This is a genomic window from uncultured Campylobacter sp. (assembly GCF_937949835.1).
Classification (GTDB): Bacteria; Campylobacterota; Campylobacteria; order Campylobacterales; family Campylobacteraceae; genus Campylobacter_B.
Genome location: NZ_CALEDC010000417.1, coordinates 1 through 1327, shown reverse-complemented (window position 1 = coordinate 1327; position 1327 = coordinate 1). Strand labels below are relative to the sequence as shown.

General features: G+C 47.4%; 2 protein-coding genes. Both read left to right on the top strand.

Annotated features, from left to right (window positions below):
- The coding region (locus tag Q0256_RS09390; protein WP_297962451.1) for a hypothetical protein at window positions 1-792 on the top strand (792 nt) is incomplete at its 5' end.
- Window positions 789-953 (top strand): hypothetical protein, encoded by a 165-nt coding sequence (locus Q0256_RS09385; protein WP_297962450.1) that lies wholly within the window; start codon window positions 789-791, stop codon window positions 951-953. The genes Q0256_RS09390 and Q0256_RS09385, both read left to right, overlap by 4 nt.
- The last annotated feature ends 374 nt before the right edge of the window (window positions 954-1327 follow it).

Here is a 1327-nt window from a genome sequence, read left to right as displayed (position 1 = left end):
CACCGCGCTAGTTCAGATCGAGAAATTCCAGGGCGAGCTTCCGCCGCTTGCGGTATTTTCACAGCCGAAATTCGGCAAAAGGAGCTAGCGATGAGACAAAATTTTAAAATTTACGCGAGCGAGCGGGGTCAAATTTCATCGCCTCGCTCAGCTAGAATTTCATCGCCGGGCTCGGGTGGAATTTCATGCGAAACGGATAAAATTTGCGCACCCGAGCGAGGTAAAATTTTATCCAAAGCGCTAGCGGCGTTTTTACTCGCGGCAGCTTGCCATTTGGGCGCGGCGGATCTTTTCGTCGCGGCTCAAACCCCGCTTCTAAACAAAGCGGGCGGCAAGGAGATCGCCAAGCTGCACGTAGGCGCAAAGCTGCAAGTGCTAAAGGACGGCAAGGACTACGTGCAGGTGCGATACGCGGGCTTCGTGCCCGAGGGAAGCAACGTAAGCTACGCAAGGCTTGGGATTTTGGAGCAAGACTTGCAAGCGCAAAATGCAAAGAGCCTAAAGACGCTAAAGACCGTGAAGGACGACTACGATAACGAATGGGCGAACGTCACCATAGACGGCTACGTCGCGAAGCTTGCAGTGACGGACGATGCGGCTAAAATTTACGACGCGGGCGAAAATCTATTCAAAGAGCGCTGCGGCAGCTGTCACGCGCTACACGGATACGACGAGTTCAACGTCAATGTTTGGCCTAGCGTGGTCGAGACGATGATACAAAACTCGGGGTTGCAGCCCGACGAATACGAGACGCTCGTGCGATTTTTGCAAAGCAAAGCGCCCGTGGAATGAAATTTAAAGCGCTTGCTATTTACGCAGCGGGCGGAATTTACTCGCCTAAATCTCGCCCGCTAAGTAAACTTAGAATTTTAATACTCGAAGTGGAATTTAGTTTTAAAATTTACAAAGTAAAGCTCTGCCCAGGAAATTTCGGCTATGGAATTTTGCGCTAGCACCCTTTTGTGCGAGTAAGCTCATTCGCCACGGCGTAAATTTCGCCTACGGAATTATGCACGGAATTCTGCTTGATTTCGCGCAGTAAAATTCTACCGCTACGCGATAAATAATAGAATTTTTCACAATATTTGCTGTAAAATTTCACGCTCGGTGGGCATTTTGCCTATATCACAAAACGCAGCAGCCGCAAAATTTCACGCGGTAGCTTTCCATTGTAGATAGAATTTCACCGCGCAAATTTTAGATTTTTAAAGCGAAATTTCAAATAAAATTCGTGCCATAAACCCATCGCGTAAATTCTATACCAAAAAACCATAACTGCGCGATATCGATACGGATTTTAATCTAAATTTTACTCATAAATTTTGAG

Coding starts and splice junctions, on each gene's coding strand:
- Q0256_RS09385 (WP_297962450.1), top strand. CDS start 789: ATGAAATTTAAAGCGCTTGCTATTTACGCAGCGGGCGGAATTTACTCG.